The organism is Agrobacterium sp. RAC06 (assembly GCF_001713475.1).
GTDB lineage: Bacteria > Pseudomonadota > Alphaproteobacteria > Rhizobiales > Rhizobiaceae > Allorhizobium.
This window is the reverse complement of the sequence record NZ_CP016499.1, coordinates 2,542,078-2,555,323: the sequence shown is the minus strand read 5'-3', so window position 1 is coordinate 2,555,323 and position 13,246 is coordinate 2,542,078. Positions and strand designations below refer to the sequence as shown.

At 61.4% G+C, this 13,246-nt stretch carries 15 protein-coding genes; 7 read left to right on the top strand and 8 right to left on the bottom strand.

The features are described from left to right. Together queG and BSY240_RS12260 are read right to left on the bottom strand one after the other, a co-directional pair. Positions 1-1,155, bottom strand: a complete 1,155-nt coding sequence (gene queG / locus BSY240_RS12265; protein WP_069042492.1) for a tRNA epoxyqueuosine(34) reductase QueG — start codon at positions 1,153-1,155, stop codon at positions 1-3. Between the two features lie 11 nt (positions 1,156-1,166). Next, on the bottom strand, positions 1,167-1,859 hold the full coding sequence (locus BSY240_RS12260; protein WP_069042491.1) for a glutathione S-transferase family protein: 693 nt from the start codon (positions 1,857-1,859) through the stop codon (positions 1,167-1,169). Positions 1,860-2,000: 141 nt separating this feature from the next. Between BSY240_RS12260 and BSY240_RS12255 the strand changes: the two genes are divergently transcribed. Next, positions 2,001-2,807, top strand: a complete 807-nt coding sequence (locus tag BSY240_RS12255; RefSeq protein ID WP_069042490.1) for an undecaprenyl-diphosphate phosphatase — start codon at positions 2,001-2,003, stop codon at positions 2,805-2,807. A gap of 64 nt (positions 2,808-2,871) precedes the next feature. Here BSY240_RS12255 and BSY240_RS24150 read toward each other — a convergent pair whose 3' ends face one another. The 6 genes from BSY240_RS24150 to dnaN form a co-directional block, all read right to left on the bottom strand. After that, on the bottom strand, positions 2,872-3,030 hold the full coding sequence (locus tag BSY240_RS24150) for a hypothetical protein (protein WP_171901570.1): 159 nt from the start codon (positions 3,028-3,030) through the stop codon (positions 2,872-2,874). Between the two features lie 205 nt (positions 3,031-3,235). Next, entirely contained in the window at positions 3,236-4,216 is a 981-nt protein-coding gene (locus BSY240_RS12250; protein WP_054151233.1) for a complex I NDUFA9 subunit family protein, read from the bottom strand. Between the two features lie 138 nt (positions 4,217-4,354). Next, the gene (locus BSY240_RS12245) at positions 4,355-4,642 is read right to left on the bottom strand and encodes a DUF1330 domain-containing protein (protein WP_069042489.1); all 288 of its coding nucleotides are present in this window, start codon (positions 4,640-4,642) and stop codon (positions 4,355-4,357) included. A gap of 26 nt (positions 4,643-4,668) precedes the next feature. Next, entirely contained in the window at positions 4,669-5,373 is a 705-nt protein-coding gene (pyrF, locus tag BSY240_RS12240) for an orotidine-5'-phosphate decarboxylase (RefSeq protein WP_069042488.1), read from the bottom strand. A gap of 116 nt (positions 5,374-5,489) precedes the next feature. Then, positions 5,490-6,083 carry a phospholipid N-methyltransferase PmtA gene (gene pmtA, locus BSY240_RS12235; protein ID WP_054151230.1) on the bottom strand — a complete coding sequence of 198 codons (594 nt, stop codon included), beginning with the start codon at positions 6,081-6,083 and terminating at the stop codon, positions 5,490-5,492. A 124-nt stretch (positions 6,084-6,207) separates the two neighbouring features. Continuing rightward, entirely contained in the window at positions 6,208-7,326 is a 1,119-nt protein-coding gene (dnaN, locus tag BSY240_RS12230) for a DNA polymerase III subunit beta (RefSeq protein WP_069042487.1), read from the bottom strand. Positions 7,327-7,551: 225 nt separating this feature from the next. On the opposite strand from dnaN, the gene rsmI reads away from it, so the two are divergent. The 6 genes from rsmI to BSY240_RS12200 all read left to right on the top strand — a co-directional run bounded on the left by rsmI (position 7,552) and on the right by BSY240_RS12200 (position 13,199). Beyond that, positions 7,552-8,469 (top strand): 16S rRNA (cytidine(1402)-2'-O)-methyltransferase, encoded by a 918-nt coding sequence (gene rsmI, locus BSY240_RS12225; protein WP_054151260.1) that lies wholly within the window; start codon positions 7,552-7,554, stop codon positions 8,467-8,469. Next, a complete protein-coding gene (locus BSY240_RS12220; protein ID WP_069042486.1) occupies positions 8,466-8,834 on the top strand; it encodes a YraN family protein in 369 nt (122 codons plus the stop codon). Before rsmI ends, BSY240_RS12220 begins: the two co-directional genes overlap by 4 nt. Before the next feature lie 135 nt (positions 8,835-8,969). After that, positions 8,970-10,268 carry an extracellular solute-binding protein gene (locus BSY240_RS12215; RefSeq protein ID WP_069042485.1) on the top strand — a complete coding sequence of 433 codons (1,299 nt, stop codon included), beginning with the start codon at positions 8,970-8,972 and terminating at the stop codon, positions 10,266-10,268. A gap of 69 nt (positions 10,269-10,337) precedes the next feature. Then, on the top strand, positions 10,338-11,219 hold the full coding sequence (locus BSY240_RS12210; protein WP_054151226.1) for an ABC transporter permease subunit: 882 nt from the start codon (positions 10,338-10,340) through the stop codon (positions 11,217-11,219). Positions 11,220-11,229: 10 nt separating this feature from the next. Then, complete coding sequence (gene ugpE, locus BSY240_RS12205) at positions 11,230-12,072, top strand: sn-glycerol-3-phosphate ABC transporter permease UgpE (protein ID WP_054151225.1); 843 nt, start codon at positions 11,230-11,232, stop codon at positions 12,070-12,072. Positions 12,073-12,086: 14 nt separating this feature from the next. Continuing rightward, positions 12,087-13,199: a sn-glycerol-3-phosphate import ATP-binding protein UgpC gene (locus tag BSY240_RS12200; RefSeq protein WP_069042484.1), complete on the top strand. Its 1,113-nt coding sequence runs from the start codon at positions 12,087-12,089 to the stop codon at positions 13,197-13,199. Positions 13,200-13,246 lie beyond the last annotated feature (47 nt).

Genomic DNA, 13,246 nt, shown 5'->3' with positions numbered 1-13,246 from the left:
TCAGCTCTCCGTCATCCATTCCTGTCGGACATGCTCGTCCGTTTCCGTCATCAAATGCGCGCTCTGAAGAGCGGCGAAGCGATCCGCCGGTAGAAGCCTGGACAGCGCCCAGGCGGCCATGCCACGCACATCAGCCGAGCCGTCCGTCAGCAGCCTCTCACAGGCCGGCGCCAGATCGCGAGAGCCGGAATTTCCGGCCGCAATCAGCACATTGCGCACAAAGCGGTCCCGCCCGATCCGCTTGACCGGCGAGCCGCTGAAATAGGTGCGGAAGGTCGGATCGTCCAGCGTCAGGAAGAAGGCGATGTCGGGGGCCTTCAGGTCCTCGCGCGCGACAAGCTTCATCTCGCGGGCGGTGGCCGCGAACTTGTTCCAGGGACAGGCAGCGAGACAGTCGTCGCAGCCATAGATGCGGTTGCCGAAAGCGGGACGCAGCGCCCGGTCGATCAGACCCTTGTGCTCGATTGTCAGATAGGAAATGCAACGCCGCGCATCGATCTGGTAGGGGGCCGGAAAGGCGTCCGTCGGGCAGGCGTCGAGGCAGGCCCGGCACGACCCGCAATGGTCACGCTCGGGGGCGTCGATCTCAAGCTCCGCCGTGGTGAATAGGCTGCCGAGGAAGAGCCAGGAGCCAAAGTCGCGGCTGACGAGATTGGTGTGTTTGCCTTGCCAGCCGAGGCCGGCTGACGCCGCAAGCGGCTTTTCCATGACGGGCGCGGTATCGACGAAGACCTTGACGTCTTCGCCCGCACGCGCCGCAAACCGCGTCGCCACTTCCTTGAGGCGTCCCTTGATCACGTCGTGATAGTCGCGATTGCGGGCATAGACGGAGATTGCCGCCTTATCGGTCTGCGACTGCAGGTGCCGCGGATCCTCGTCCGGGCCATAATTCATGCCGAACATGACGATGGAGCGCACCTCGGACCAGAGGACGCGTGGATCGGCCCGGCGCTCCCTGGTCTCCTCCATCCATGCCATGGTGCCGTGCCGTCCTGCCTCGAGAAAGGTCTCGAGCCTTGCCGGCGCTTCGGGAATGGCGTTCGGTAGCGTGATGCGACAGAGATCGAAGCCTTGGGCATGGGCCTCCTGACGCAGGAAACGCGTGAGGTCTGCCTGCCGCTTCCGGATCTTGGGATCGATCTGCGGCTCGTCCATGAAGATAACCGTCAGAAGTCGAGATCGGCGTAGTGCGACACCGGCGTGATGCCGCGCACGCGCTCTGTCAGCAACGGGCGGAAGGACGGCCGCGACTTCATGCGCTGATACCATTCCTTGGCGACCGGGAATTCGTTCCAGTCGATCTCGCCGAGATAATCAAGCACGGAAACAGCCGCTGCCGCCGAGAGATCGGCGTAGCTGATGCGGTCTCCTGCGAGCCACTGGCGCGAACCGGAAAGCCAGGTCAGGTATTTCATGTGATGGCGAATGTTCGAGCGCGCCGTACGCAGAACCTTGGAATCGGGAGCGCCGCCACCGAGGCCATTAGGAATGATCAGCTTGTGCACCCGCTCGCGCACCAGTGGCTTGGTGACATCCTGCTCCATCTTCTGCAGGAACCATTCCGTCAGCCGGCGGATCTCGGCCCGCTGGAACGGGTCTTCCGCAAACAGGCGCCGGTCGCGCTTCAACACGCCATGCGTCTCGTCGATGAACTCGGAAATGATGGTCGGGCCGCACAGTGCCCGCATGTTGTCGTCGACATAGACGGGCAACGTGCCGGCGGGATTGAAGGCGAGGAACTCCTTGCGCTTCTCCCAGGTCTGTTCCTCCACCAGATCCGTCTGGAAGCCGTATTCGGACAGGACCAGGCGTATGAAACGGGACGCGGTGGACATCGTGTGATGATACAGGGTCGGCATCGGAACTCGGATTCTCGGATTTTTCAGTGGCCGCAGCGCAGGCTGTCGAAGCGGCTGGTCATCAGCGCGGCTTCCAAGCTATAGGGTTTCGGCCCCGGCAATACAAGCAAATCACTTTGCCTTCCCCTTGAAGGAGACCTCATGGAAGACCAATCCATTATCAGCGCGCTCGTCCTTGGCCTGATCGAAGGCCTGACCGAGTTCGTGCCGGTATCCTCCACCGCCCATGTCCTGTTGGCCGGCCATTTCCTCGGCTTCGAATCGCCGGGCAACACATTTGCGGTGTTGATCCAGCTTGGCGCGATCCTGGCGATTCTCAGCGTCTACTTCGCCAAGCTACTCGGGATTGCCCTGTCGCTGCCGACCAGCGCCGAGAGCCGTCGCTTCGTTGGTGCGGTTCTCCTCGGCTTCCTGCCTGCTGCCGTGATCGGCTTCCTCGCGCATGACTTCATCAAGACCGTGCTCTTCGAGACGCCGATGCTGATCTGTGTCGTGCTGATCCTTGGCGGCTTCGTCCTGCTCTGGATCGACCGCCTGCCGCTGAAGCCCCGGTATCACGACGTCACCGAATATCCGCTGTCGCTTGCGCTCAAGATCGGCTTTTGCCAGTGCGTCGCGATGATCCCGGGCACATCTCGTTCCGGTGCGACGATCGTCGGCGCGCTGCTGCTCGGTGCTGACAAGCGCTCGGCAGCCGAGTTTTCGTTCTTCCTCGCCATGCCGACCATGCTCGGTGCCTTCACGCTCGATCTCTACAAGAACCGCAACGCGCTGACCGTCGACGACACCATGATCATCGCGATCGGCTTCGTGGCAGCCTTCATCTCGGCGCTCTTTGTCGTCAGGGGGCTTTTGAATTTTGTTTCAAAACGAGGCTATGCGCCCTTTGCCTGGTGGCGGATTGCCGTCGGCACAGCAGGGATCATCGGTCTGCTGATGTTCGGCTGATGCCGGCAGAGCCGAGACAAGAAAAAAGGCTGTCCCGAGGGGCAGCCTTTTTGATTTTGGGAGATCAGTTGGTCGACGGTATCGAGGCCGTCGAGCAGGGGTCGATGCCATAGGCAGGCGAGCAGTTGTCCTTGCGGGCCGCCACCGTGGTCGGGGCGACGAAGGAGCCGGCGATGATGACCAGTGCCGCACATGCGAAGAACAGTGCGATAGGCTTGCCCATGGAAATGCCTCTTGAGACTGACTGAAAATGAGGGCCGGCAATCGTTGCCGTCCGGCCGTTGGGGGCCAGTCTTTACGCATTGCCACGACCGCCATCAATAGGCGAACTTGCTTTATCCTGAGTTAACGCAGGTCTTCATGCGGCTGCGTCTTTTGTGCAACGGCGGTTAAGGTTGCAGCTCTGCAAAATGCGACTTCAGGCGGCCTCAGGCCGCCTTGCCGGTCCCTGTGTACTGGCCGTGCACGCGGTACTGCACGAGATAGGTCGGCAGGATTGCGGCCATGGTCACCGGCTCGATGCCAAGGCCTTCCAGCGTGCGCCCCTCGGCCTTGGCAGCGGCCGACACGACATTGTCCTTCTTCAGAAGTTTGACCTGGTCGCTGGTGAGCGGCGGCGTGATCAGCGGCACTGCAGAGGCGATGCTGCCGATCAGCGAAGCGATGCCGAAGGGCAGGGTCACCAGCGCACGCTTGCGGCCGACGATTTCCAGCATCATCTCGAGACACTGCTTGAAGGTCGCGACATCACGGCCCCCGAGTTCGTAGATCTTGCCACGGGCGATCGAGCCGTCGACGGAGCGCGCCACGACCTCGGCGACGTCACCGACATAAACAGGCTGGAACTTGGTCTTTCCACCGCCGACGAGCGGCAGCGCCGGCGCCAGGCGAGCCATGGCGGCAAACTTGTTGAAGAAGCCGTCTTCCGGGCCGAAGACGATCGACGGACGCAGGATCGTGGCGTCGGGCAGGATCGACTGGACCGCGGCTTCGGCACGACCCTTGGTCGCGGCATAGACGGAGTCGGACTTGGCATCGGCACCGATCGCCGAAACGTGGGTCAGCGTCGCGCCGACCGAACGGGCGGCTTCAGCAACCGCGCGTGCACCGAATTCCTGCACGGCGTCGAAGCCGTTGCGACCGCTTTCGAACAGGATGCCGACGCAGTTGATGACATGGTCGGCGCCCTGGACAGCGGCATCGACCGATGAGCGGTAACGCAGGTTGGCCTGGACGAAGGAGATCTGGCCGACATTGCCGAGCGGCTGCAGGAAGCCTGCGAGATCAGGGCGGCGAACGGCAACACGGATACGGTAGCCGCGCTTGGCGAGTGCCCTGACGACATGCCGTCCGACGAAGCCCGAGCCCCCGAAAACGGTGACGAGCGGCGGAAGGTTGGACAAGGTCATGGACGGCTCCCCTGAACTATATATAGGCGCACACGATATGCGCGATCTGGCTGGCCTCTCTTAACCGAATCGCCCGGCGGGGGAAAGGCCCGTCAAGGCCGCATCCGCCGGACATTGAGACACAGGGGCAGGGCGGGCTCAGATGCCCTCGACAACCACGATTTCCCCGTCCGCCACTTCCTGGCGGATCTTGGCGGCGATCTGGTACTCCGGCGAGTTGTAGCAATCGACGGCGGCCTGATAGGTGGGGAACTCGATCACCACGTTGCGCGCCCGCCCATCGCCCTCAACCAGGGTATAGGCACCACCTCTTGCGAGGAATTTGGCGCCATATGTCTCGAAGGCCGGCTTCGCGGCGGCGACATAATCCTTGTAGCGCTCCGCATCGCGTATATCGACGCGTGCGATCCAGTATCCCTTGGCCATGGTCTCTCCTCCCATATCGGCTGTGCTTAATGCTGCTTGAGCAGCGCCTCGTCCATCTCGGCGAGGATCGCAAGCGCTGCCGCCTTCGGATCCTCTGCCTTGACGATCGGTCGAGCGACGACGAGGTGGCTCGATCCGGCGGCAATCGCGTCAGACGGCGTCATGACGCGCTTTTGGTCGCCCTTGTCGGCGCCTGTCGGGCGGATGCCGGGGGTGACGATCGCAAGTTTCGGTCCGACGATTCCACGCACGGCCGACGCCTCTTCGGCCGAGCAGACGATCCCGCCCATGCCGGCGATGCGGGCCTGTTCGGCGCGTTTCAGCACGAGCGTATGCGGATCGTATTCGTAGCCGGCATCCGTCAGATCCTGTTCATCCATGGAGGTCAGCACCGTCACGCCGAGTAGGCAAAGACCGGATCCCTCGGCCGCCTTGACGGCTGCCGCCATGGCCTTCGGATAGGCATGCAGGGTCAGCATGGTCATGCCCATGCGCGCGATGTTCTCGACCGCAGACGCCACCGTGTTGTCGATGTCCAGCAGCTTCATGTCGAGGAAGACCTGCTTGCCTTCTTTCGCGAGATCGCGGGCAAATTCCAATCCACCGGCAAAGGCGAGCTGATAGCCGATCTTGTAGAAGGAGATGCTGTCGCCGAGTGTCGAGACGACGCGCTCCGCTTCCTGGACAGTCGGAACATCCAGTCCGACGATGAGACGGTGACGTGCGCTCAAGACAAAGACTCCTGCCAGATCTCCATGCCCCGTCCACTCGCATGCCGCGCGTCAAATCGCAAGCATGACAAGGGCAGGGGGATCGACGATCCCCCGTTCTCCGCAAAACTGGCCGATCAGGCCTTGCGGTAGATCCAGAGCTGGGCGGGCGGGATATTGCGCACGACGAAGTCGAAATGCTGAATGTGATAGCGATCGGGCTTGGCGATAACAGGCGACACCGGGCCGTAGGTGATCTGCACCACGGGGCGCCCTTCGGGGATGCGGGACAGCAGGTCTTCGAGCAGTTGGATACGGGCTTCCATCGGGAAGCTCAGCATCGGCACGGCGCATATGACGCAATCGAAGATCTGGTCCGAAAAACGACCCAGGGTGTTTTCGAGGTTGAAGGCGTCGCCGTGGATGAAGTTGACGCCGGCATAGTCCTCGACCAGGCGGCGATAGAAATCCTCGGAATACTCGACCGAAACGATCTTCTCGGGCGGCACTCCACGCGCCAGGATCTGCTTGGTGATCACGCCCGTGCCGGGGCCGAGCTCGAGGACCGGAAGGCCCGACTTCACATCGATGACGCTCGCCATGCGCTTTGCCGTCACCGAAGACGTCGGCACGATCGCGCCGACTGTCTTGGGACCCTGCATCATGCCTTTGAAGAAACGGATTTCCTCGTCGAATTTTTTCTCGAACCGTTCCTTCAATCGGATAGCCATGGTCGTCCCTCTTATTGTTGCTGCTCGATTGTTCGAGCGCATTGCGACAATTTTGGGTCGTTTTGTCGCAATTGCAAGAGAGAATGACGCTGGCGAGCCATCGACCCGCCAGAGACGGGGCGCGTTACACGCGCATCGGCATCAGGACATACAGCGCGTCGGCGCCGGCCGTATCACGAATGAGCGTCGGAGAGCCGGCATCTGCGAGCAGGAAGATCGCGTCGTCGCCCGACAGCTGGGCGGTAATGTCGAGGAGATATTTGGCGTTGAAGCCGATCTCCATCGCGTCGCTTTCATAGCCGACGGCGACTTCTTCCGTCGCACTTCCCGAATCCGGGTTGTTGACCGTCAGCATCAGCTGACCATCGGCCAGCGCCAGCTTCACGGCGCGGCCACGCTCGGACGAGATCGTCGAGACGCGGTCGACGGCACGCGCGAAGGTCTGGCAATCGACGCGCATTTCCTTGTCGTTCGCCTGCGGGATAACGCGCTGATAGTCCGGGAAGGTGCCGTCGATCAGCTTGGACGTCAGAACGACCGAGCCGATTGAGAGGCGGATCTTGGAATCGGAGATCTCGATGCCGATGATGAGATCCGGATTGTCGATCAGCTTCTGCAGCTCCCCGACCGTCTTGCGCGGAATGATGATGCCGGGCATGCCTTCCGAACCCGAGGGTGCGTCGACATCGGCGCGCGCCAGGCGATGGCCGTCGGTTGCAACGGCGCGCAGCTTCAAAGCTCCGCCCGCCTCGATCGTGTGCAGGAAGATGCCGTTCAGGTAGTAACGGGTCTCTTCCGTCGAGATCGCAAACTGGGTGCGATCGATCAACATCTTGAAATCGGATGCCTTCATCTTGAAGGAATGGGTGAAGGTGCCAGCGGTGAGATCCGGGAAGTCCGACTGCGGCAGGCACTGCAGCGAAAACTTCGAGCGGCCGGACGCCACCGTCATCGTGCCGCCATCCGGATTGGTGGCGAGCAGAACCTCGGAACCGTCGGGCAGCTTGCGCACGATTTCATAAAGCAAATGTGCCGGGACCGTCGTGGCGCCGGCTTGCTCGACCATGGCAGGTGTGCCCTCAGTAATCTCAAGGTCGAGGTCCGTCGCCTTCATATCGAGCTCGGCGCCCTCGGCCTTCAGCAGCACGTTCGACAGGATCGGGATCGTGTTGCGACGCTCAACCACGCGGTGCACGTGATTGAGGGACTTGAGGAGATTGGACCGTTCAAGAGTTATACGCATGGGATGCTACCGCTTTCGACGTGTCGTCTTCCGGAGTTCCGGATCGGAAAATAGGGGCCGGGCAGTCCCCGGGCCGGACGATGTGGACGGGCAAAATGGCAGCAAATTTGCGGGAAAAGCAAGAGGCTCCAAGGTTTTCCACGCCAGTCCCCAGCAGAGCTTGCCGGAATGGTTTATGGGCCGGGCACCCTTGCCGCGAGCATGGGGGTGGAGGATAAAGGCGCCATGACAACAGAAGACAAAAATCAGCCGGTTGCAGCCACCTCGAAGCGCTATCGCCTCAACGACACGCCGGTCGCGGCGCGGCCGCTGGAGCCTGCGCTTTATCTGGTCGCGACCCCGATCGGCAATCTCGGCGACATCACCATCCGCGCGCTCGAAACGCTGGCCGGTGCAGACGTGCTCGCCTGCGAGGACACGCGGGTCACCCGGGTCCTTCTCGACCGCTACGGCATCGAGAACCGCCCTTACGCCTATCACGAATACAATGCCGACGAGGCAGGCGCCCGGCTGCTGGCCGCCCTCGAAGCCGGCAAGTCGGTGGCGCTTGTCTCCGATGCCGGCACGCCGCTCGTCTCCGACCCCGGTTATCGCCTCGGCCAGTTGGCGATCGAGGCGGGCCACCGCGTCGTGCCGATCCCCGGCGCCTCCGCACCGCTCGCGGCCCTTGTCGGTTCCGGCTTGCCGAACGACGCTTTCCTGTTTGCCGGTTTCCTGCCGACCAAGGACAAGGCCAAGCGCGACCGACTTCGCGAACTCGCCAAGGTGCCGGCAACCCTGATCTTCTTCGAGTCCCCGCACCGGATCGGGGATACGCTTGTCGCGGCAGCCGACGAACTGGGCATCGATCGGCCGGCCTCAGTCTGCCGCGAATTGACCAAGACTTTCGAGGAGTTCCGTAGAGGTCCGCTCGGAGACCTCGCCAGCGACTATGCCGACAAGACGGTCAAGGGCGAGATCGTGCTCGTCATCGGCCCGCCCGCCCCAGATGCAGCGCCTGACGCCGCTGATGTCGATAGCCTGCTCGCCGAACTGTCGACCACCATGCCGACGGCCAAGGCCGCAACGGAAGCCGCAAAGCTGACCGGCCTGCCGCGCAAGGAGCTTTACCAGCGGCTGCTGGAACTCAAGGGGGCCGCATGACGCCCAGAGGCGCGGATCGAAAACGCATCCGCGCCGAGAGGCTGGGCCGCTGGTCGGAATACCGGGCCGCCCTCGCGCTCCTCCTGAAGGGCTACCGGATCGTGGCGCTCCGCTACAAGACGAAAGCCGGCGAAGTGGACATCATCGCCCGTCGTGGCGATCTGGTTCTTTTTGTCGAAGTGAAAGCTCGAAAAGACCTGCGCGCCGGCGTCGATGCGGTCGGCCACGAGGCCGAGCGCCGCATCGCCAATGCCGCAGATCATTGGCTTCGCAGGCAATCCGATGCAACACGTCTGTCACTTCGCCATGATATCATTGTGGTGCAGCCGTGGCGCTGGCCTGTCCATTTCGAGGGCGCATTTTAGCTTCGTTTGAGTTTCGATCACGATTTTTCGAAACCCATTCATTGTGACAGGTCTGTCATAAAAGATTCAAGTCGCTGTCATGGATCGGCCCTATTGGAGCCCTCACCGCAACAACCGGTGGAGAGGATCTAACCCATGATCAAGAAGATTTCCCTGGCCGCTCTGGCCCTGACCATGACCGCATCGACGACGCTTGCCGCGACCAACATCACCTGGTGGCACGGCATGGGCGGCCGCAACGGCGAAGTTCTGAACGAACTGGCCGTCAAGTTCAATGCAGCCCAGACCGCCTGTGTTCTGACGCCTGTGTCCAAGGGCACCTATGAAGAAGCTCTGGCTTCTGGCATTGCTGCATTCCGTTCGGGCCAGCACCCGAACATCTTGCAGGTCTTCGATGCCGGTGCTGCCACCATCATCAATGCCAAGGGTGCAACCGTCGCCGCTGAAGACATCATCCGCGAAGCCGGCCACACCTTCAACGCCGAAGACTACATCCAGGGCGTTCGCTACTTCTACGCCGATGCAGACGGCAAGTTTGTCGGCATGCCGCTGTCCTCGTCTGCCCCGATCATGTATTACAACGTCGACGCCCTGAAGAAGGCCGGCGTTGAGGCCCCGAAGACCTGGGAAGAGTTTGAGGCGATTGCGCCGAAGCTGAAGGAAGCCGGCTACACTCCGCTCGTCCAGTCGCACCTGCCCTGGCAGATGGTCGAGAACTTCCATTCGCGCAACAATCTCCAGTTCGCGACCAACAACAATGGTTACGAAAGCGTCGTAGACACCAAAATCCTGATCAACACCGAAGAGCAGCGGATGATGTTCTCCAAGCTCAAGGAATGGCAGGACGCCGGCATGTTCGCCTTCTACGGCGCCGGCTGGAACGACAACCAGAAGCCCTTCGAAGAAGGCAAGGTCGCTCTCTGGGTTGGCTCCTCCGGTTCCTTCGGCGGCCTCCTGAAGACCGCCACCATGCCCTTCGCCGCGACCTTCCTGCCAAGCTGGAGCAGCATCGAAGGCTCCGGCACCAACTCCTTCATTGGTGGCGCTGCCCTGTTCGCCATGGCGGGCAAGCCGGCTGAAGAGAACAAGTGCACCGGCGACTTCTTCAACTTCATCGCCTCGCCGGAAATCCAGTACTACTACCACAAGGAAACCGGCTACGTGCCGCTGACGACGGCCGCTTATGAGCTGGCTAAGAAGGACGGCCACTACGAGCGCACCCCCCAGGCAGAAGTTGGCCTGCAGCAGCTGATGCTGAAGGGCGGCGAATGGTCGAAGGGCTATCGCATGGGCTTCTACCCGCAGATCCGCGACGTCATGAACCGCGAATTCGTCAAGATCTTCTCGGGTGAAGTCACCGTAGAAGACGCCTTCAAGACGATCGAAGCCGAAGCCAACGAGATCCTCGCCCGCTTCGCCAAGACCGCCGGCTGATAGAACCGTCCTGTCCAATGTCGTTCCCGGGGACCATCGGTCCCCGGGCTTTCCATTAAGGGGCCCCTGATGAAGCGCGTCCAGTTCAATTCGCGATTTCTGCCTTACCTGTTTCTTCTGCCGCAGTTGGCGATCATCGCGATCTTCTTTTACTGGCCGTCTGTGCAGGCGATCCAGTCCTCCTTCTACATCGAAGATCCCTTCGGCTTCGGATCGACCTTTGTCGGCTTGAGCAATTATGGCGACATCTTCTCGGCGTCCCAATATGGACGCATCGCGCGCTTCACGGTCGCTTTCAGCGTCATCGTCACTTTTCTCGTCCTGTCTCTCGGCCTGCTGCTCGCCTTGAAGGCCGATGCGGTCATCAGAGGGCAGTCGACCTACAAGACCCTGTTGATCATCGTTTATGCCATTGCCCCACCTGTAGCAGGCCTGATTGGCCTGATGTTCTTCGACCAGCACATCGGCCCGTTTGTTACCTTTGTCTCGTGGTTCGGCTGGGACATGAAGATTGGTATCAACTATTTCGACACGGCCTTTGCCATGGTGCTGATCGCCGTGTGGAACCAGATCCCCTACAACTTCATCTTCTTCCTCTCCGGGCTTCAGGGCATCCCGAATTCGATCCGGGAGGCGGCAACGATGGACTGCAAGTCCGGCACCCGCCGCTTCTGGACCGTGACGCTCCCCCTCTTGGCGCCGACCGCCTTCTTCCTGCTCATCATCAACATGACTTATTCGCTCTTCGACACCTTCGGCGTCGTCGACGTCATCGTCAAAGACAGTGCCGCCAACAATCCGATCACGCTGGTCTACAAGGTCTATCTCGACGGCTTCCGCGGCAACGACCTCGGTTCGTCCTCGGCCCAGTCAGTCATTCTGATGCTGATCGTGCTGGTCCTGACCATGATCCAGTTCCGCTTCATCGAACGTCGCGTCCATTACGGTTGAGGAGAGCGCCATGTACCGCACCAAATTCTTCGACCACCTGATCTTGATCGCGGGCGTGATCTTCATGCTCGGGCCGCTGGTGGTCGCCTTCACCACATCAACGCATTCCGCGGCCGAGATCCACTCGAACGGCCTGATGCTCTCCGTCGGTGATCATTTCACCGAGACCTATGAAAAGGTCCTGTTTGAGAGTGGTGGTTTCACCGGCCAGGTCACCGGCCTGACCATGGCGATGAACTCGCTGATCCTGGGGCTGGGCTTCGCCATCGGCAAGATCATACTCTCGATGCTGGCCGCCTATGCCATCGTCTATTTCCGCTTTCGCTTTGCAACGCTCGCCTTCTGGCTGATCTTCACGACGCTGCTCCTGCCGCTCGAAGTGCGTATCCTGCCGACCTACAAGGTGATGAGCGATCTCAACCTCCTGAACAGCTACCAGGGCCTGATCCTGCCGCTCCTGGCATCCGCAACGGGGACCTTCTTTTTCCGCCAGTTCTTCAAGTCCGTGCCCGACGAACTCCTGGAGGCTGCGCGCATCGACGGCGCGGGTCCGTTCAAGTTCTTCATCGACGTGCTCTTGCCGTTGTCGCGCACCATGATCGCGGCGGTCTTCATCATCATGTTTGTCTACGGCTGGAACCAGTATCTCTGGCCAATGCTGATGACGACGGAAGAGGGCTTCTACACCCTGATGCGCGGCATCAAGCAGATCCTCCAGGTGTGGATCGGCTCGCAGATCCCCGACTATAACGAAGCCTTTGCCATGGCCGTGCTTGCCATGCTGCCGCCCGTGATCGTGGTGGTGGTGTTCCAGAGCTGGTTCATCAAGGGCCTCACCGAAACCGACAAGTAAAGGGAGTGCCGATCATGGCGTCCATCGACATCAACGAAGTCTGCAAGATCTACGACAAGGGCGGTGCCAAGGCTGTCGATACCGTCGATATCCAGATCGAGGACGGCGAGTTCATCGTGCTCGTCGGCCCCTCGGGCTGCGGCAAGTCCACGCTGCTGCGCATGGTGGCAGGGCTTGAGGAAATCTCGCAAGGCACGATCTCGATCGGCGACCGCGTGGTCAACGAAGTCGAGCCGGCAGACCGTGACATCGCAATGGTCTTCCAGAACTATGCGCTCTATCCGCATATGACCGTCTACGATAATCTCGCTTACGGCCTGAAGAACCGCGGCACGCCGAAAACGGAAATCGCCGCCCGCGTCGCAGAAGCCGCCAAGATGCTGGAGATCGAGAAATATCTCGACCGCAAGCCGAGGGCGCTCTCTGGTGGCCAGCGCCAGCGCGTCGCCATGGGCCGCGCCATCGTCCGCAAGCCGGCTGTCTTCCTCTTCGACGAGCCGCTGTCGAACCTCGACGCCAAGCTGCGCGTCACCATGCGCGGCGAAATCCGCAAGCTGCAGAAGCGGCTGAAGACCACCGCGATCTACGTCACCCACGACCAGCTGGAAGCCATGACGCTCGCTGATCGCCTGGTGGTCCTGAACGGCGGTCGCATCGAGCAGATCGGCACGCCGCTTGAGGTCTACAATCGCCCGGCCTCCACCTTTGTCGCAAGCTTCATCGGCTCGCCGGCCATGAACCTCGTCGATGCCCGCATCGAAGGCGGACAGCTTCACTTCGCGGATATCGCGCTCCCGGTGGACGGCGCCTGGTCGGAAGGCCCGGTCCGTCTTGGGATGCGCGCCGAGGATCTCGTTCTGACCCATGAGAACGATGCTCAGTTTTCGCTCGCCATCGACTATGTCGAGGAACTCGGCGCCCAGCGTCTGGTCCATGGTCTGGTCGCAGGTCAGCCGATGACTGCGGTCATCGCTTCGCATGTCGAGTTGAGCGAGCGGCTTCCGCTGCGCATTTCCCCGTCCAAGCTGCATGTCTTCTCCGTCGATACGGGGCGCCGGCTGGACGCAGGTCTGCCGCCTTCGGATGCGCAGCCGGTCGCGCAGGAGGCCGAGCGGGTCTTCGCCTGAGCGCTTCACCATCGCTTCAGCAAAATTCAAGGTCGGCGGCGTTGCCT